Source organism: Cystobacter fuscus DSM 2262 (assembly GCF_000335475.2).
GTDB classification, from domain to species: domain Bacteria; phylum Myxococcota; class Myxococcia; order Myxococcales; family Myxococcaceae; genus Cystobacter; species Cystobacter fuscus.
The window spans coordinates 1-16,001 of record NZ_ANAH02000049.1 but is presented as its reverse complement, the minus strand read 5'-3'; the positions used below and the strand labels follow the sequence as shown (position 1 = coordinate 16,001).

General features: G+C 69.2%; 8 protein-coding genes. 5 read left to right on the top strand and 3 right to left on the bottom strand.

Features of this window, described 5'->3' with window-relative positions; all coding sequences use genetic code 11:
• Position 1: 1 nt before the first annotated feature.
• Together D187_RS36970 and D187_RS36965 are read right to left on the bottom strand one after the other, a co-directional pair.
• A complete protein-coding gene (locus D187_RS36970; RefSeq protein WP_155893862.1) occupies positions 2–1,048 on the bottom strand; it encodes a hypothetical protein in 1,047 nt (348 codons plus the stop codon).
• A gap of 368 nt (positions 1,049–1,416) precedes the next feature.
• A complete protein-coding gene (locus D187_RS36965) occupies positions 1,417–6,486 on the bottom strand; it encodes a tetratricopeptide repeat protein (RefSeq protein WP_002627109.1) in 5,070 nt (1,689 codons plus the stop codon).
• Positions 6,487–6,771: 285 nt separating this feature from the next.
• Here D187_RS36965 and D187_RS36960 point away from each other — a divergent pair, with 285 nt between their 5' ends.
• The 3 genes from D187_RS36960 to D187_RS36950 all read left to right on the top strand — a co-directional run bounded on the left by D187_RS36960 (position 6,772) and on the right by D187_RS36950 (position 13,483).
• On the top strand, positions 6,772–7,332 hold the full coding sequence (locus tag D187_RS36960; protein ID WP_002627110.1) for a hypothetical protein: 561 nt from the start codon (positions 6,772–6,774) through the stop codon (positions 7,330–7,332).
• Positions 7,322–8,008, top strand: a complete 687-nt coding sequence (locus tag D187_RS58370) for a hypothetical protein (protein ID WP_002627111.1) — start codon at positions 7,322–7,324, stop codon at positions 8,006–8,008. Before D187_RS36960 ends, D187_RS58370 begins: the two co-directional genes overlap by 11 nt.
• Positions 8,009–8,206: 198 nt before the next feature.
• Positions 8,207–13,483 carry a trifunctional serine/threonine-protein kinase/ATP-binding protein/sensor histidine kinase gene (locus tag D187_RS36950; protein ID WP_002627112.1) on the top strand — a complete coding sequence of 1,759 codons (5,277 nt, stop codon included), beginning with the start codon at positions 8,207–8,209 and terminating at the stop codon, positions 13,481–13,483.
• A 30-nt stretch (positions 13,484–13,513) separates the two neighbouring features.
• Here D187_RS36950 and D187_RS36945 read toward each other — a convergent pair whose 3' ends face one another.
• Positions 13,514–14,506 (bottom strand): saccharopine dehydrogenase family protein, encoded by a 993-nt coding sequence (locus tag D187_RS36945; RefSeq protein WP_043433480.1) that lies wholly within the window; start codon positions 14,504–14,506, stop codon positions 13,514–13,516.
• Between the two features lie 139 nt (positions 14,507–14,645).
• Between D187_RS36945 and D187_RS36940 the strand changes: the two genes are divergently transcribed.
• A complete protein-coding gene (locus tag D187_RS36940) occupies positions 14,646–15,218 on the top strand; it encodes a TetR/AcrR family transcriptional regulator (RefSeq protein ID WP_043433478.1) in 573 nt (190 codons plus the stop codon).
• A gap of 449 nt (positions 15,219–15,667) precedes the next feature.
• The coding region (locus D187_RS36930; protein WP_043433469.1) for a nuclear transport factor 2 family protein at positions 15,668–16,001 on the top strand (334 nt) is incomplete at its 3' end.

Here is a 16,001-nt window from a genome sequence, read left to right as displayed (position 1 = left end):
GCTATTGGAGCTGCAGGCAATAGAAAGAGGGGACAGAGGTCGCGCGCTGGGCGGTGGCGCCGAACTGGGCCTCGATGTCCGCGGCGCTCGTGGGCAGTTGCTCCGGGGTGAGCGGGCCGCCGGCGTCATAGGTCCACACCTCGCAAATGGGCGAGTAGCCCGCTTCGCCCCGCCGGGCCGCGAGCACGTCGAAGCCCTGGCCGACCGCCACCGTCTTGTCGGTGCCGCCCACCGTCACCGGGGAGCGGGGGATGTACAGGCGCTGGGGCACCATGTTGCCGCCCTGGGTGGGAATCACTCCACCGTCGAGGTAGGCCAGGAGGTACTGGTTGTACCAGCCCCACTTCTGCAGGCCGACGCCGGTGTCCGGAGTCTCCCCATCGGCGTGGTAGACGGCCGCGCCCGGCTCGATGATGGCGTGGGCCAGCAGGGTGCCGTCGGAGACACCCACCTGCTTGCCCGTGGCGGGCGCGGGCTCGGTGAGCGTCACTTCCACCTCGGAGCCCGCGCGCTTGACCAGGGCGGCCTCGCTCTTGATGTCCTGGCAACCCTCGCCCTTGGACGTCACCGGCACGCGCGCGACGATGGGCACATAGGACCAGGAGACGGCGGTGCCCGGGGTGTACGTGGCGCTCGGCAGCCGGGTGAAGATGACGCCCTGCTGGGAGTAGTCGACCGGGTCACGGACCGCATCGAAGGAGTAGCCCTCGGGAGCCTGGCAGCCGGAGTCGAACACGTAGGCGATGGCCTTGGGCGCGGCGGTGGAACTCGCCACCGCCAGGGGATTGGTGGCGGTGCGCTGCGTGGAAGAGAAGGAGAAGCGGAAGTACTCAATCTCCGCGCCCCCCGCGAGGGCGCTCGTGGCGGTGAAACTGCCGGAGCCCGCGCGTTGGCGATTGGCACCCGCGCCGAGGTACTCGGGCGGGAAGGTTTGCGCATCCACCGGACCGGCGTTGAACTCATCACCCGTCCACCGCTCATAGGGATTGCAACCGCTCAGCCCCATCAGGGCGAGCGAGAGCGGGACCACCATCCGCTGCACTCTCATCAACAGCCTCCCGTCACGAAGGGTCGGCGTGAGCGCGCACACACGACGGCCCTGCTCCGTCCCTTCGCGAGCTATCTCAACTGGCGTTGCTTGGTTTTCCGGATCACCCCTCCGGTGATCCGGTGGACCGCGAGGTCCTTGGAGTTCACTCCCGAGTAAACGGGAGTGCGACACTGGATTGATACAGGAGCGTTATCCCACTTGTAAAGGTGGATGGCCGACAAAAACCGACGGAACCCCTTGCGGGCCGGAAGTCCCGTTCCTGGACGCCTCCGCGCGACAGGCGTGGTCGAGGATTTCGCTCGGGCCGTAAGGAGCGGGGGCGCGCGGAGCGAAGGCGCGCCCCGCCTCGACCCCTCCGGGTCAGCTCACGGCAGGGACAGGCCGAGCCGCTGGCGCAGGCGCAGGAAGTCGTCGCCGAGCACGTAGGAGAGCAGTTGCTGCAGATCGGCGCGCTCGCGCAGCGCCTGGAGCAGCGGCTCGGTGTGGTCCAGGCGCGAGTTGGCGAAGTTCGGATCCTCCTTGAGCACGAGCGAGAGGCCCACCGATACATCTCCGCACAGGAGCGCGCCCGCGCGGTCCGCCGACAGCGCGAGGCCCTCGAGCATGGGCGGCAGCTCCACCTTGGACTGGGGACCCAGCTCCAGCGCGGCCGGCTCCAGCGCCTTGAGCGCCTTGCGCGAGTAGGCGCGGCGGTACTGCTTCACCAGCTCCTCGTTGTTGCGCCCCAGCGCCGTGAACTGGGGCGCGAAGATGCGCACCGAGTTGCCGAACAGATCCAGGGTCTCGCCGCGCGACAGCTTGGAGAGCACCGCCGTCTTGTTGAAGAGGCCCATCACCGTGCGGCCGATGAGGAACTTCTGCTCGCGGGCGTTGAAGCGGCGCACCACGTCCTGGCCCACGCACACCGCGAGCGGCTCTCCGGTCTCCAGGGCGAGCAGTCCGCGGCGCGACTGGTACACCTCGAACTCCTCCACGCCGAACACCTGCGCCACGGCGCGCACGGCCTTGAACACGGCGTGCTCCGGCTTGAGCTTGTCGTCCTTGCGGTTGACGCCCAGCAGCTCGAACTGCGGCGGGTGCAGCTTGCCGAGCTGATCTCCCACGGCCCGGAGCACCTCGAGCAGGGGCCCCCGCGCGGACGGGTGGGTGAGCGCCGTGTCGAGATCCGTCACGCTCAGCCGCTCCTGCGTCTCCAGGGGCAGGCGATTGCGCATCTCCGTGTAGAAGATGGCCTCCGCCTCGTTCGTCGCCCGCAGGAAGTGCAGCACCGACGCGGCGCAGAAGGCCTTGTCGTTCTGCTTGAGGCCCTCCCACAGCCGGAAGAGCGCGTGCAGGCTCTCCACGCGCGTGGGCTCCAGGCGCAAGAGTTGCCGGTGCTCCTCGATGGCGAGCTGCGCCGACGCCGCGTCGCGCATGTACAGGTTGGCGAGGGCCGCGCGCGCCGCGACGTTGCCCGGCTCGGCCTCCACGATCTGCCGGTAGAGCGTCACCGCGCGCGCGGGCTCGCTCAGGGGGCCCGCGCTCAGATCGGCCACCTTCAGCCGCAGGGTGACCGCGCGCTTGCTGTCCCCCGCGCCCTGGGCCTGCGCGGACTGGGTCTCCAGCATCTGCGACAGCTCCGGCAGCTTGCCGGCGCGCTCGTACAGCGTCGCCAGCCGGTCCACGAGCGTCATGTCCCCCGGGCTCAGGTCCAATGCCTGGCGGTAGAGCGCGGAGGCCGTGGCGAGATCCCCCAGCCCCTGCTCGTGCACCTGCGCGAGCGTCACCGTGTGGCGCGCGCGGTCGGCCACCGGCAGCTCCAGCTCCAACAGCCGCCGCAGGCAATCCATCGCCCCCGTCCAGTTGCGCACCTGGAGGAAGAGCGTCGACAGGCGCTCGAGCACCTCGACGTTGTGCGGCAGGGCCTCGCGCGCGGCGTGCAGGTGCACGGCGGCATGGCTCGGCTCGGCCAGGTGATCCTGGTACAGCGCGCCCAGCGTGAGGTGCATCCTCGCCACGAGCGCGGGATCTCCTCCGAGCTCGACGCGCTGGGTGAGCGTGGCGGCGGCCTCGCCGTAGCGGCGGTGCTCCAGCAGCAGGTGCGCGCGCAGCTCCAGGGCCTCCGGGAGCGTGGGCCGCAGGGACAGGGTGCGCTCGAGCAGCTCCAGGGCACGTGCCTGGTCTCCCACGCCCGTCAGGTACGTCTTCGCCGCGTGGAGCAGGGCGTCGGCGGCCGCGTCCGTGTCGCCCTGGGCCAGCCGTGCCTCGGCGCGCCGCTGCTGCATCAGCGCCAGATCTCCCGCGCCGCCCCGCGCCGCCAGCAGCTCCTCCAGACCGGCGGTGGCCGTCGCGTCCAGGGGATCGCGCTCCAGCGCCTTGCGGTACAGGGAGATGGCGCCGTCCGCGTCCTGGAGGGCCCCCGCGGCGAGCCGGGCCGCGGAGATGAAGGACTCGATGGCGCCGCGGGGATCTCGGCTGGCGTTCGCCTCGCTCTCCAACAACACCCGGGCGGAGGCCGCGTCGCCCCGGCGGGCCAGCACGCGCCGCAGGCCCTGCAGCGCGGGCAGACACTGCGGCTGCAACTGCAACACCGCGCGGTAGGCCTGCTCGGCGCGCAGCGAGTTGTTCAGCTTGCCCTCGTCCAGGTCCGCGCAGCGCAGCATCAACTGCACGCGCTCCAGCTCGTCCGTCACCACCTGGAGCCGGCGCAGGTACAGCTCGGACAGGCCGGCCGCGTCACCCGCCTGGCGCAGGGCGCGCTCGAGGCCGAAGGTGAGCCGCACGTCGCGGGGATTGGCCGCCACCGCCTGCCGCAGCGCCTCGAGGTCCACCCCCTTGTCCAGGTCCGCCGCGGCGTTCACCCGCAGCGCGAGCCCCAGCCGCGCGTCCTTCACCAGCTCGGCCAGGCGCAGGCGCAGCTCGCCGCGGCGCGCCCGGTCTGCCGCGCGGATGCGCTCGAGCGTCTTGAGGGCCGACAGGTGGCCGGGCTCCAGCGCGAGCACCGCCTCGCAGCACTGGGCCGCGCGCGCCGGCTCCTGGAAGTGATCCAGGTAGAGCCGCGCGAGCTTCATGTACGCGGACACCTTGGCGCCCGCCGTCTGCCCCATCTGCGTCTCGCGATCCAAGAGCGCCACCAGCTCCTTCACGTCCTCGTCCGCGAGGAACAGCCGCTCCAGGGCCCGCAGGGTGGCGGTGTGGCCCGGAGCCAGGCGCAGCACTTCCTGGAACACCTCGATGGCCATGTCCGGCCGCTTGAGCTGATCCTCCCAGATGGTGGCCGCGTGGTAGAGCGCGTTGGCGCGCTCCATGGGATCCGTGCGGTTGGCCGCCTCCGAGCGCAGCACCTCGATGAGGCTCTCCCACGCGCCCTTGGCCTTGTAGAGCCGCGCGAGCGCGCGCAGCGCCGGGAAGTGGCTGGGGGCCAGCGTGAGCACCTCCTGGTAGGAGGCGACGGCCTGGCTCTCGTCCTTGAGGCGGTGCTCGTACAGCTCGCCAATCTTGTGGATGAGCGCCGCGGCCGCGTCCGGGTTGGTGGAGAACTCCGCCTCGGTGCGGTACATGCGGATGAGCTGCTCCCACTTGCCCTCCTGCGAGTACAGCCGCCCGAGCGCCTTGAGCGCCGGCAGGTACGAGGGCATCAGCGTGAGCACGCGCTCATAGGCGGCGATGGCGCCGGGGCGATCCTTCAGGTGCTCGTCGAGGATCTCCGCGTTGCGGTGGTAGAGCGCGAGCACCTGCTTGGTGTCTCCCACCAGCGACGCCTCCAGCTCCTGGTTGCGCAACAGCTCCGGGAAGTTCCCCGCGCGCTCCAGCAGCCGCGACAGGTTGCGCACGCTCTGCAGGTGATCCGGCGCCAGGTCGAGGATGCGCCGCATGCACTCGATGGCGTGCGCCAGATCATTGAGCCGCTCCTCGTGGATGATCGCCACTTTGTTGAGCGTGTCGATGATCTGCTCGCGGTCCTGCGTCTGCAGCAGATCCTGCTCGTACATGGCCACGAGATCGGCGAAGCGGCCCTGGCGCTCGTAGAGGCCGATGAGGGCCTTCTGGGCGGGGAAGTAGCCCGGCTGGACCTGGAGGCAGGCGGTGTAGCGTTGGATGGCCTCCTCCTGCCGGTTGAGCCGCTCCTCCATCACCTCGGCCGCCTTGTACATGCGCGCGGCCTTCTCGCGGGGCTCCTGGGTGGCGGCGGCCTCGGCGTCGAAGACGGAGACGAGCCCCTCCCAGTTGCGGGTGCGGAAGTAGAGCTTGCCCAGGCCCGCGAGCGCCGCGGCATGGCCGGGGATGCGCGCGAGGATGGCTTGGTAGCGGGCGATGGCGTCCGCGTCGCGCTTGAGGTCCTCCTCGTACAGCGCCGCCAGACGCAGGTTGATGGCCACCAGCTCGCTCTCGTCGCCGATGCAGCCCACCCACGCGAGCAGCACGTCCGCCAGCTCCTCGAAGCGGTGGCGCGTCTCGTAGATGTTGGCCAGCGCCGAGAGGATGAGCGACTCGTTGGGGCTCACGCGCCGCGCGTCGAGCAGCGCCGCGAGCGCCTCCTCCTTGCGCCCCAGCCGCTCGTACATCTTGCACAACTGCAGCCAGGCGGGCGCGCCCTGGGGCCCGAGCACCTCGGCCTCGGCGGTGAGCACCTCGAGCAGCTCCTCGGCGCGGCCCTCGCGCACGGCCACGCGCTTGAGGGCGTTGAGCAGCAGGGGATCCGCGCTGTCCAGCCGGAAGGCCTCGCGGAAGCACGCGGCGGCTTCCGCGGTGCGCTTGAGGCGCTCGTCGAGCACCAGGCCCGCGGCGGTGAGGTAGTGGGCGCGCAGCGCGGGCGTCTCCAGCGCGATGGCCAGCAGCCGGTACACCGCCACGAGCGCGGAATGATCATTGCGCGCGGCGTAGAGCGCCTCGAGCTGGGTGAGCAGCGCGGGATCCCGCGGCTCGAGCTCCAGGCACTGGGCGAAGGCGGCACTGGCCTCCTCCACGCGCCCCAGCCGCTCCTCGAGCAGACTGCCCTTCTCGAAGAAGAGGGCGGCGCGCTCGGCGGGCTCCTCGGTGGCGTTGAGCTCCGCCTCGAGCAACTGCACGGCCATCTGCCAGTTGCCCACGTCGGCGAAGAGGCGGCGCGCGGCGCGGATGTTGGAGAGGAAGCGCGGAGCGATCCGGTAGGCCTGGTTGTAGGCCATGGCCGCGTTGCGGGGATTCTTGAGCGGGTCCTCCCAGAGCCGGCCCATCTCATGGAAGAGCAGGGCGGCCTGGGGCTCGGTGCCGAGCGCCCGCGCCTCGCGCTCCAGGCTGGCGATGCGCTCGCGGGCGTCCTGCTCGGGGCTGGAGGCGGCGGGCGGCAGTGCGCCCAGGTGGGAAGCGAGGGCCTCGGAGACGGCGGGGCGGGAGGGGGCCTGCACGGTGGGGAGCACGGATGCACCCGTGGTGCTCCAGGTGGGCGACCTCGGCAGTTCGTTGCGCTCGCTCATGGGAAAGCCCTCTCCGACAGGCAAGACGCGTGGCCGATGGGCCACGGGCCGGCGGGGGTCGTACCATGTGCTCGCCAGCCCCCTCAAGTTCCCGACTTTCTTGGGATTTCACTCCACGTCTGATTGCTCGCCGGGGGGCCTGGCACGGCGCGCGTGGCCGTTCTCTCGTGCGGCACGCTGGACGGGAGCGCCGGGTGCGACGCCCGGGACAACGTCGCCTGCCGGGGTAATCTCCGCGCCCCCCTCAAGTTGGAAGTGCCGGATATTTCTTGCAGGAGAAGGCCCATGCTCTCGAGCTTGCTACTGGTGGTGTTGACGCAGGTGGCCTGTACGCCCGGCGAGATGTCAGCGGTGTGCAGTTGCAAGCAAGGCATGGTGAGTGCCTGTGTGACCCTCGCGGGGGACGACGCGCGCAAGGCCGCCCAGGTGTTGGACGAGGTGCATGAACTCCTGGAGCAGGCCACCTGGATGGAGGGAAAGGGCGACGAGAGCACGAAGCAGCAGCTCCAGGCGGCGGCGGAGTCCTTGTCCCAATCGCTGGGCTCTTCCGAGCCGCCCCATTGCAAGGGCCAGAACCACCACCTCATCTCCCGGCCCATTGCCAAGGGATTGGAGGACCACCCCACGCTCAAGGGGCTCTACCAACCTCGGGACCCACGCTTCGTTTCTCGGGCCAAGGACGAGCAATCCCACTGTGGCTACCAGGACTGGCACCGCAAGGTCGATGAAGAGGTTGTCGCGTGGCTCAAGGAGCACCCCAAGGCAACACCCAAGGAGTTCATGACCCGGTTACGTGAGATTTACAGCCGTCCAGATATGAGAGCGAGGTTCCCCCTTGGCTTCTGAATCCTCGCTCTCCCCGCGCTTCTTCGTCCTGGAAAAAGGAGTCCTTTCTTCCCATTACGATGTTGGTCTTGAAAAGGCCGAGCCTGTCAACCGGGCGGACGCGCCGCGTTGCCCGCAGTGCGGCGACATCATCGGATTGCTCACCTGGCTTCCCCCCTATCGGGTCAAGCTGGAACTGTATGGGGAGGAACTCGGGGACTTCATTGATGGTGTGGGGTACGAATTGCTTGTCTCCGAACGCTTCGTGGAGGCCTTCCGCGCCGAGGGGCTCACCGGACTGGAGGGCTTCCATCCCGTGGATGTGGTTCGGGTGCGCCGCATGACGAAGAAGAAGCGCGAGCCGCTCACCGTGCCTTCCTACTTCGTCGTCTGGCCCTGCTTCGGCCGGGCGGCGGTGGACCTGGTGCTCAACCGTGTGCGTGTCTCCTCGCCCCCCACCTGCACCGAGTGCCGTGCGACGGGCATCGACGCCACCCACGGCTTCGTCCTGGAGCCGGGCACCTGGGCCGGAGAGGACATCTTCCGCCCTCGTGGCATGCAGGGGAAGGTGGTCGTCTCCGAGCGGTTCAAGCACTTCGTCGAGCGGCACCGGCTGACGAACATGCGGCTCACGCCCACCGAGGAGTTCGTGCGCGATCCTTCCAACCTCGGACCCGCGCCCCTGCCCACGACGTGAGCCGGACAAAAGTGACCCGAGGTCCGGAGTCGGCGAGGGAGCAGCCCGTCGATGGCGCGCGGCCCCTGTGTGGGGGGAGTTCCCTTGGGGTGAAGACCGTGCGTCCCCCCGTCATCAAGGGTAAGGAAGGCGCTGGGGAGGTGCGTCACCGACCGCCTCGAACCCCCTGAGGTAGGATCCCGTCTCATCCATCCCGGCATGCTGACCATTCCAGGCTACACCCTTCGAGGGGCTTTCAGGTCCACGAGCACCAACCGGCTCTTCCACGCGGTGAGTGATGCCGATGGCACGTCCCTCGTCCTCAAGACGCCCCTGACTTCGGGGCCGGACCCGCAGGCGCTCGAGCGCTACCGGCGTGAGTTCGACATCCTCCAGCGGCTGCGCGACGTGCGCGGCGTCTCGCGTGCACTGGGCTGCGAGGTGCTCCAGGAGCGTCCGGTGCTCCTCTTCGAGGCGGTGGAGGGCGAGCCCCTGTCCACGCTCGTCGGCCGCCCCTTCGAGGTGCTCCGGGCCCTGGAGCTGGCCCTCTCCCTGGTGTCCACCCTGGCGGAGGTCCACCGCCATGGCGTCATCCACAAGGACATCAAGCCCGCCAACATCGTCGTCACGTCGTCCGGGGACGCCCGCCTCGTCGACTTCGGCGCCGCCACCTTCCAGCTCGTCGAGCACGTGGAGGCCGCTCCCGCCACGCTCATCGAGGGCACCCTGGCGTACATGTCTCCGGAGCAGACCGGGCGCATGAACCGCGCGGTGGATCACCGCTCCGATTTCTACTCCCTGGGCGTCACCCTCTATGAAGTACTCACCGGCAGCCGCCCCTTCCAGGCGCGTGACGCGCTCGAGTGGTTCCATGCCCACATGGCCCAGGCACCCCAGCCCCCGCGGGAGCGCGTGCCGGACCTGCCTCCCGTGCTGTCCGCCATCGTCCTCAAGCTCATGGCCAAGGTCGCCGAGGAGCGCTACCAGAGCGCCGAGGGGCTCGCGGCGGACCTCGCGCGGTGCAGGGACTCGCTCCTGCGCGGCGTGCACGAGGACTTCCCCCTGGGCGAGCACGATCACCCCACGCACTTCCAGCTCCCCCAGCGCCTCTACGGGCGCGGCTCCGAGGCCGCCGCCCTGCTCCAGGGGTTCGAGCGCGTGGCCCAGAGCGGACGTCCCGAGCTGTTCCTCGTCCGGGGCTACTCCGGCATCGGCAAGTCCGCCGTGGTGCACGAGCTGCACCGGCCCGTGGTGCGCCAGCGCGGCTTCTTCCTCAGCGGCAAGTTCGATCAGCTCCAGCGCGACATCCCCTACATCACCCTGGCCCAGGCCATCCGCGGCCTGACGCAACAGCTCCTCGCGAGCACCGACGAGGAGCTCGCACGCTGGAGCGCGCGGCTCAACGAGGCCTGGGAGGGCCAGGGCCAGGTGCTCGTGGACGTGGTGCCCCAGCTCGAGCTCGTCGCCGGCAAGCAGCCCTCCGTCGGCGAGCTGCCTCCCGCCGAGGCCCGGCACCGCTTCCAGCTCGTCCTGCGCAAGTTCCTCGGCGTGTTCGCCACGCCCGAGCACCCCCTCGTCCTCTTCCTGGATGACCTCCAGTGGGCGGACCTGGCCAGCCTCCAGCTCCTCCATCAACTGCTCACCCACCCGGAGACGCCTCCGGTGCTGCTCATCGGCGCCTACCGCGACAACGAGGTGGACGCCTCGCACCTGGTGGCGCAGACGGTGGACGGGCTGCGCGCGGCCGGGGCGCGGATGACCGAGCTGCACCTCGAGCCGTTGACGCTCGAGGAGGTGCGGCGCTTCGTCGCGGACGCGCTGCCGGGCGCGGGGGACGAGGTGCTCGAGTCGCTGCCGGTGCTGGCGCTCGAGAAGACCGGCGGCAACCCCTTCTTCCTGCAGCAGTTCCTGCTGACGCTCCACCAGGACGGGCTCCTCGTCCGTCTGCCCAAGGGCCCGTGGCGCTGGGACGCCGCCGCCAGCCGCGCCCGGGGCTACTCCGACAACGTCGTCGACTTCATGGCCGGCAAGCTGCGCCAGCTTCCCCTGGGCACGCAGCACCTGCTGCGGCTCGCCGCCTGCGTGGGCAACGCCTTCTCCCTGGAGCTGCTCCGCCTCATCTCCCACATGGAGGAGTCCTCCGAGGTGTCACGGGGCCTGGCGCCCGCGCTCCAGGAGGGCATGCTGATGCGGACCGGGCCGGGCGAGCAGTTCCGCTTCCTTCATGATCGCATCCAGCAGGCGGCCCAGGCCCTCATCCCCGAGCCCCAGCGCAAGGCCGTGCACCTGCGCATCGGCCGCCTGCTGCTCGAGCGCCTGCCGCCCGAGACGGTCCAGGATCAGCTCTTCGACATCGTGAGCCACCTGAACGCCGGGATGGAGCTGATCGACGATCCGACGGAGCGCCTGCGCCTGGCGCGGCTCAACGCCAAGGCGGGTCGCAACGCCAAGGCCACCACCGCGTTCCGCTCGGCCGCGGCCTACCTCGCCACGGCCTACCGGTTGATTCCGGGAGACCCCTGGGAGGCGGATCCCGCGCTGGCCTTCCGCATCCAGCTCGATCGGGCCACCTGTGAGTTCATGAGCGGCAAGGCCGCCGAGGCACGCCACCTGGTGGAGGAACTGCTGCCCCGGGCCCGGACGCGCACGGACACCGCGGCGGTCTACCGCCTGAAGAGCAGCATCCATGTGGCCGCCAGTGAGATCTCCGCGGCCCTCGTCTGTCTGGTGGAGTGCCTCACCCAGATGGGCTACCCCATGTCCGCGACCCCCTCGTGGGACGAGGTCCTGGCGGCCAACGAGGAGGTCTGGGCGCTGCTGGGAGAGCGCTCCATCGAGAGCCTGATCGAGCTGCCTCGCATGACGGACCCGGACATCGAGGCGGCGATGAGCGTGCTGGGCGCCATGTTCGCGCCCGCGTACTTCACCAACACGAAGCTGCTCATCGTCAACCTGTGCCGGATGGTCTGCCTGAGCATCCGCCACGGGCTCAATGGTTCGGCCGCGCAAGGCTATGGCTGGTACGGCCTGGTGCTGGGCTCCATCTTCAAGCGCTACCAGGAGGGCCATGCCTTCGGCCAGCTCGCCGGGGCCATCGTCGAGCGGCATGAGCTCTCCACCTTTCGCGGCAAGATGTTCTACATCCAGGGCACCCTCAGCGACTGGACCGAGCCCCTCGGCAACTCCCTGGAGCTCATGCGCAGGGGCTTCCATCACGCGCTCCAGGCGAGTGATCTGCTGATCGCCAGCTACTGCTGCAACCACATCGTCGCGGTGCGGCGCATGCTGGGGCACCACCTGGAAGAGGTGGACCAGGAGTCGGTCATCCGCCTGGCCTTCGTGCGCAAGGCGAGCTTCCCGGACGTGCAATCCGTCGTGCATCACGTACAGCGCTTCGTGCGGCAGCTGCGCGGCGTGTCCACGTTCGGCTCGCTGACGGGGGAGGACTTCGACGAGGCCACCTTCGAGGCCGGGCTGACGCCCGCGCGCATGAGCACCATGCGCTGCTGGTACTGGAGCTTCAAGATGCAGGCGCGCTTCCTCGCGGGCGCCTGGGCCGAGGCGCTCGAGGCGGGCAACCGGGCCGCCGAGCTGGCCTGGGCGTCCTTCTGTCAGATCCAGCTCCTCGACTTCCACCTCTTCCATGCCCTGAGCCTGGCGGCCTGCCACGCGAAGATGACTCCGGAGCAGCGGTCGTCGGCGAAGCAGACCCTGCAGCAGCACCATCAACAGCTCGCCGAGTGGGCCGCCCATCAGCCCTCGACGTTCCGGGGCCCGGAGCGGATGGTCTTCGCGGAGATGGCCCGTCTCGAGGATCGGGAGGGCGAGGCCCTGCGTGCCTACGAGGAGGCGCACGAATCCGCGCGCGCGCACGGTTTCATCCAGCATGTCGCCCTGGCGTGCGAGCTCGCCGCCCGCTTCTGGTACGAGCGGAAGCTGAAGACGCTCGGGGACTCCTACGCGCGCCAGGCCCGGGACGCCTGGGCGGGTTGGGGCGCGCATGGCAAGGTCCAGCACCTGGAGGCCCAGTGGCCGCACCTGGCCGCCTCGCCGATGGCCTCCGAGCGCGCCGAGGAGACGAACTCCACGAAGATCGACGCGCTCACCCTGGTCAAGGCCCAGCAGGCCGTCTCGGGGGAGATCGTCCTCGAGCGCCTGGCGGCCACGGTGTTGCGCGCGGCCATCGAGAACGCCGGAGCCCAGCGCGGCGCCCTGTTGCTGCCGCATGGCGACAAGCTCTCGGTGGTCTCCGTGGTGGGTCCGTCCCCCGAGGACACCACCGGAGCGGACGAGTCCCGGCTGCCCTGGAGCCTCATCGCGTATACCCGGCGCACCCGCGAGCACGTGCTCATCGGGGATGTCTCGCAGCCCCATCCCTTCTCGGCGGATCCCTGGCTCGAGCGCGGTGGGGCCCGCTCGGTGCTGTGTCTGCCCTTGTTGCGCCAGGAGGCGTTCCGCGGCGTGCTGTATCTGGAGAACGGGCTGGCCACCAATGCCTTCACGCCCTCGCGGCTGGCGCTGCTCGGGCACCTGGCCTCCCAGGCCGCCATCTCCATCGAGAACGCCCGGCTCTACGCCGAGGTCCAGCGGGCGGAGGCCGCGCTGCGCGCCGCCAATGACGAGCTGGAGAAGCGCGTGGAGGAGCGCACGCACGAGCTGAAGCAGGCCCAGGCGCGGCTGGTGGGCGCCGCGCGCGCGGTGGGCATGGCGGAGGTGGCCGCCAACGTGCTGCACAACGTGGGCAACGTGCTCACCAGCGCCGTCGTCAACCTGCAGAGCATGACCGAGACGGTGAATGTCTCGCGCATGGGCCGGCTCAAGCAGATCTCCACCCTGCTCGAGGAGCACCAGGGGGACCTGGCGGACTTCCTCACCCGGGATCCGCGCGGCCTGCAGCTTCCGGCCTATTTCTCCGCGCTGGGGGACGAGCTGCTGCGCGAGCAGCGCAGGCTCCAGGACAGCATGGGCGCCATGAGCAAGCACCTGGATCACATCCGGGTCATCGTCCAGGTGCAGCAGTCCTACTCCCACGGCACCCTGCTCACCGAGGAGTGTGAGCTGTCCCAGCTCGTCGACGACGCGCTGAGCATCCAGTTGCCTTCGCTGCAGCACCACGGGGTGTCCGTCACCCAGGAGCTCGTCAGGCTTCCCCGGGTGCGGTTGGACAAACACAAGGTGTTGCAGATCCTCGTCAACCTCATCAGCAACGCGAAGAACGCCATGGACGGCCTGCCCGAGGGGCGACGGCACCTGCGCGTGCGGCTCTGGGCCCAGGACGACAGGGCCTGCATCCAGGTGGTGGACACCGGCATGGGCTTCACGCCGGAGATCCGCGAGCGGCTCTTCGCTCAGGGCTTCACCACGCGGGAAGGGGGGCACGGCCTGGGCCTGCATTCCAGTGCCCTGGCGGCGAAGCTGTTGGGGGGCCGGCTCACCCTGGAGAGCGAGGGGCCCGGCCTGGGCGCCACGGCCACGCTGGAACTGCCCCTGGGGTGAGGATGGGTTTGGAGGGCGACAGGCTCGCGTTCAAGCATCGCCGACGACTTGAACGCCGAATTGTTTGAACCGTGCGAGCGCCTCGTCAGGAGCCACGAGCGTTTCAGGGAGATGCAGTCCGCCACTGGCGGCGGGCCGACCGTCCAACCCCAGGACGCGCTCGATGGCGACCAACACCCCCAGGGCCGTGAGATGCGCATTGCCAGAGGGGCCGGACACCACCGTCCGACGACTGGCCCGCTTCCCGTCCCTCAGGAGCCCCTCGATGTCGATGTAGAGATCATGGGAGGCCTGGCGTCCGGCGCGAGTGCCGAGGGACTCGCCTTGCAGGAAGTCGAAGCGGACGTTCGCCGCGCCGGTGATCGCCGCGAGGCTCGGCACGTCGGGTACGGACATCGGAACACCCTGGACGACGCTCTCATCCGAGAGACGAACAGGTCTCGCGTGCCGCGTAGCGTCAACCCAGGCCCAGTTCCCGGCTTCACGTAGCAGCGCCCGGCCGACGAAGTGCTCGACATCGCCAGCGGTCATCGGGCCAATCGGATCACGAGCGTCGAAGAGCCCCGCCACCTGGATGGAGTCGACACGGCTGAACACCTCGGCTGCCTTGCTCGCAACGAGGGTCAGCACGCCCGCCTGCCAGTGGCCTAACAAAACGATGGGGCGTTTGGGGGGCGTTCTCAATGCCGTGAACGTGACGGGTGCAATGTCCTCGGCCAGCTTCGTGATGCCAATGTGGGCGATGCCCTGCGCGAGAGCGGCGTGGATGAGACTGTCGCCCGGGTCCTGCAGGGCCGCGACGATGAGGTCGATGGGCCCCACCTCGCGCAGTCCCCGCGCGGAATCCGCCACATCGAGATGGGCCGTCCTGGCACCGCCCAACTCCTGGGCGAGCGCCGCTCCCTTCTCGGGCGTCCGCCCCGCGAGGATGAGTTCGACGTCCTTGCTGACCTTCCTGACGTGCCGCGCGATGGCGCTGCCCACGATCCCGTAACCGCCTGCGATGAGAATGCGTGACTTCATGACGACCCCCTGTCATCCGCTACTTACCAAAAGTAGGTTACCAGTAGTAATATGGGGGGGTATCCGGGTCAAGCGAACCTCTTCGATGACGCGGGAAGCCAGCAAACGAGAGGAGCATTCATTGGCCACAGCGAAACGAATGGCGAAGGAGCAGCGGAGGCGCCAACTCCTGGAGACCGCGTCCGAGATCGTCCGGACCGAGGGAACCGAAGCGCTGACGCTCGGCTACCTGGCCGAGCGAGCCGGCGTGACCAAGCCGATCGCCTATGAGCATTTCGGCACACGAGCCGGACTGCTCATCGCCCTGTATCGAGACTATGACGAGCGACAGACCCTGGCGATGCGCGCCGCCCTGGAGGCCAAGGGACGGACGCTCGAGGACGTCGCGGGGATTGTCAGCGCCGCCTACATCGATTGCGTCCTGACTGCCGGACCCGAGTTCGGAGCCATCTCCGCGGCCCTCTCGGCCACTGAAGAAATGGAGGACTTCCGGCAATCCTTGCGAGACTCCTATGTCGCCGAGTATCGCAAGGCGTTCGCGCGCTTCGTGAAGCTTCCCCGCCAGGAGGGCGAAGTGCTGATGGAGGGCATCCTCGGCGCCTCGGAGGCCCTGGCGCAAGCCGCCGCCTCGGGGCGGACGTCGCGAGAGCAGGCCATCGCCGCGCTCTCGCGCATCATGCTCGGGGCGCTCAGCGCCCCGGACCGGCCGTGACTCCTCTCTGTCAGCGGGTGGGCCGCCATCGCCACGACCTGGACCTCGTTCGACGCGAGGGACAAGGGCTGGAGCTGAGCTTGCTGACAGCATCGACCGCCGGCGTGTCGAGGCGGTGTCAGCACGACCAGCTTGGCGCGCTGATGATGAGGGTTGGGCTGAAGGCCGACAAATCCACGCTCGACGAGCAGGTCGACGACGCGCTGCACCGCCTGGCGGGTAAGGCCCATGTCGCGGGCTATGTGCCGCGCCCGGAGTCGCTGAGGTGGGCCGCGGTGCCGCCGACGTCGAGCGCCACGCCCAGCAAGCTGTCGGCGACGCCCTCGAGCATCAGGTGAACGAACATCTGGCAAGAGTAGACCGAACATTGTCAATGACGCCACTGGTGGGGGAGCGCCCGTCGCTGCGATGTTCAAGCCACTCCACCCGAAGAACGTTGGAAGGCGAAAATGAGCAACAAAGAACTCGTCATCGCGGCAATGACCGGGCTGTTCGTCGACAGGGACCTGACGGTCCTCGAAAAGTATTGGGACCCTGGATACGTCCAGCACAACCCGCGCATGCCGAACGGGACGGACTTCTTCCGCAAGATGATCCCGAGCCTGAAGGCCGACTTCCGCTACGAACCCGGCCTCGTCCTCGAAGACGGCGAGTTCGTGATGATCCACGGTCGCTATGTCGGTTGGGGCGACAAGACCATGATCGGCGTCGACATCTTCAAGGTCGTGAACGGGCGCTTCGTGGAGCATTGGGACGTGATCCAAGAGGAGATCGTCGCCGAGA

Bases quoted from the DNA above. Each gene is read 5' to 3' on its own strand.
- D187_RS36965 (WP_002627109.1), bottom strand. From the start codon at position 6,486: ATGAGCGAGCGCAACGAACTGCCGAGGTCGCCCACCTGGAGCACCACG.
- D187_RS36950 (WP_002627112.1), top strand. From the start codon at position 8,207: ATGCTGACCATTCCAGGCTACACCCTTCGAGGGGCTTTCAGGTCCACG.
- D187_RS36940 (WP_043433478.1), top strand. From the start codon at position 14,646: ATGGCGAAGGAGCAGCGGAGGCGCCAACTCCTGGAGACCGCGTCCGAG.
- D187_RS36960 (WP_002627110.1), top strand. From the start codon at position 6,772: ATGCTCTCGAGCTTGCTACTGGTGGTGTTGACGCAGGTGGCCTGTACG.
- D187_RS36945 (WP_043433480.1), bottom strand. From the start codon at position 14,506: ATGAAGTCACGCATTCTCATCGCAGGCGGTTACGGGATCGTGGGCAGC.
- D187_RS36970 (WP_155893862.1), bottom strand. From the start codon at position 1,048: ATGAGAGTGCAGCGGATGGTGGTCCCGCTCTCGCTCGCCCTGATGGGG.